Source organism: Arsenophonus sp. ENCA, from assembly GCF_002287155.1.
In the GTDB taxonomy this organism is placed as follows: domain Bacteria; phylum Pseudomonadota; class Gammaproteobacteria; order Enterobacterales; family Enterobacteriaceae; genus Arsenophonus; species Arsenophonus nilaparvatae.
Map to the genome: position 1 here is coordinate 1 of NZ_NHNG01000753.1, position 2,456 is coordinate 2,456.

At 42.3% G+C, this 2,456-nt stretch carries 3 protein-coding genes and 1 pseudogene; 3 read left to right on the plus strand and 1 reads right to left on the minus strand.

The window, feature by feature from the left end; genetic code table 11:
• The 3 genes and pseudogenes from CBG25_RS19540 to fliZ form a co-directional block, all read left to right on the plus strand.
• On the plus strand, nt 1-251 hold a 251-nt coding region (locus tag CBG25_RS19540; RefSeq protein WP_290603699.1), incomplete at its 5' end, for an IS30 family transposase.
• 438 nt (nt 252-689) lie between these two features.
• A pseudogene (locus CBG25_RS19545) lies at nt 690-1,415 on the plus strand (RNA polymerase sigma factor FliA).
• Between the two features lie 47 nt (nt 1,416-1,462).
• Entirely contained in the window at nt 1,463-1,978 is a 516-nt protein-coding gene (gene fliZ / locus CBG25_RS19550; protein ID WP_290608732.1) for a flagella biosynthesis regulatory protein FliZ, read from the plus strand.
• 125 nt (nt 1,979-2,103) lie between these two features.
• Here fliZ and CBG25_RS19555 read toward each other — a convergent pair.
• Nucleotides 2,104-2,456 (minus strand): transposase family protein (locus CBG25_RS19555; RefSeq protein WP_290603898.1); only part of this gene is annotated, 353 nt, incomplete at its 5' end.

Genomic DNA, 2,456 nt, shown 5'->3' on the forward strand with positions numbered 1-2,456 from the left:
TGCATAAACAGATAACTGAGATCACCGGTGCTAATGTCTTCTTTGCCAGGCCTTATCACTCATGGGAGCGTGGTTTAAATGAACACAGTAACGGACTTATCCGCCGTTTTTACCCAAAAGGAACGGACTTCAACTCAGTCACGGACAACGAGATTGCAGAACTTGAGCACATACTTAATACTCGGGGACGAAAATCGTTGGGCTATTTTTCTCCAAATGAAGTATTTTTAGCTCATCTAATGGCTGCATAACGTTTTATGGGGTTGTTGCGTTTCGACTGGGAATGGGCCTTATTTTACTAATATTTTGCAGGCCTGCTTTTGTCGGCCTGTATTTTCAAATAGGCGCTGATATTATCGCCATCACTGTTAAAATCAATAATTATTAATAGCAATTAATGATAATATGCTGATTATCGTCGCAAGCCATCCAGCCTGATTCACTGACACCCCTCCTGGCAACCACTATCCTCAAGCAACAAAATATTACCCTAGATGGCGATCAGTTAGCCTAAGTCAATGTTTTTCACACTGGCCATGATTTGCCGCTAGCTGTGGTGTTCGATTAACTGAGGTGGTTAAAAATAATAGATAAGTAAAAAAAAGCCCGTTTTATAGCACTATTTTCGCCATTATTTGCCGCCTCAATTTCGGATAATAAGCGCCTGTTATCAATGACAGGTGCTTACGGTGAACGATCTTTATACCCAGGATGGGATAATTGAAAAAGATGTACTATTGGAGCGCTATCTTCCTTTAGTACGTCATGAGGCATTAAAACTACAAGTTAGATTACCGGCTAGCGTGCAACTGGATGATTTAATTCAGGCGGGCGGTATTGGTTTGTTAGATGCGATCGAGCGATTTGATATGACGCAAGGTACCGCTTTTGTCACTTATGCCGTGCAACGGGTGCGTGGCGCGATGTTAGATGAATTACGCGCCCGCGATTGGGTGCCGCGTAGTGTGCGCCGTCTGGCGCGGGAAGCGGCCAAAGTGATGCAGCAGCTTGAGCAAGCGCTAGGCCCGGCCGGCAAGCGAGCAGGAGATTGCTGATAAGTTGCACATCGGTCTGTCGGAGTATCAGCAGTTATTGCAGGATAGCAACAATAGTCAATTATGCTCTTATGATGAGTGGCATGAAGTGCACGGTGAGAGCTGTGAGCCGATTATTGAGGTTGACGACGAGCGAAATTCCACTGCAAACTTTAATAGCAACTGATATTCGCAAAAATATTATAAAGGCGATAGAATGTTTGCCTGAAAGGGAAAAAATGGTTTTGACGCTCTATTATCAAGAAGATCTGAACCTGAAGGAGATAGGCGCGGTGTTGAATATCGGGGGAATCCCGCGTCAGCCAGCTACATAGCCAGGCGATAAAACGGCTACGAGCGCGCTTAAATCCAGATAAATAATATTTTTTATTTTTTTGTTTACGATTTACACACAGGGCTTATCTAATATGTCTGTTTCTAACCAAAAGAAGCGGCCGCTGAGCCGTTATATTAAAGACTATAAACATAGTCAAATTCACTGCGCACACTGTAACAAAACCCTTGATCGGATTTCATTGGTGTTTAATGATCAAATTCTGAATAAAGAAGCGATTTCAGCGATGACCGAGCTGGTTGATGGGCAAGCTTGGGCTGAGTTACAGCATAAATTTACCGCGCTATGTCGTTTTTGTAGTGAAATCTATTGTAATAGTGATACTGGCTATTTTGATATTATGTCGTTTAAACAGTATCTGTTTAAAGAGACTGAAATGAGCCATAGTACCGTACGCGAATATGTGGTGCGGCTACGTCGACTGGATGAGTTGTTAAGTGAAATGCAATTTCCGCTCGCTGAATTGGCGATTGAAAAAATTCAGGCTCAGATGCAGGATAAAATGACCGACTCTGCCTTTAGTAATTACAATATTGCGTTGCGTAAATATGAGCAATTCCTAGGCTGGCAGGCTGGTCACTCAGCATAAGGTTCTATGGATAGAAACTAAATTATTTCACAGTTATTAGATAAATAAAGCCTTAGCAAATCGCTAAGGCTTTAAGCGTGTTGCTTAATAGTGAAATAAGGGTGTTTCGGTGATTGAAGTAAATTTTACGCTGTTCTGAGATGGAAATTCCAAAGACCTGCGCTAAGGAGTAAGAAGGTATCATCAATAAAGGGTCTACGATTCCGTAAAATTTGGGTCATGCAACCGAGGCGCTTGATACCCGCGATGGCGTGTTCAACTGTAATACGGATGCCCGAGATTATTTTATTTTCTTGTTTTTGTTCAGGCGATAAAGGTCTTTTTCGAGTTCCTTTTTTTGGGATTTGTGTATTAGGATGCTGTTTATCTATACCTTGAAAACCGGTATCTGCCCAGATGGTTACCTCAGGAGGAATATGGCGAATTATATCGACTTTATCGAGTAAGCGTTTATCGTGACGGCGCCCATTTTTGCTCA

What these genes read in the sequence shown, in the direction of transcription:
- fliZ (WP_290608732.1), top strand. Translation starts at nt 1,463, where the DNA reads ATGTCTGTTTCTAACCAAAAGAAGCGGCCGCTGAGCCGTTATATTAAA.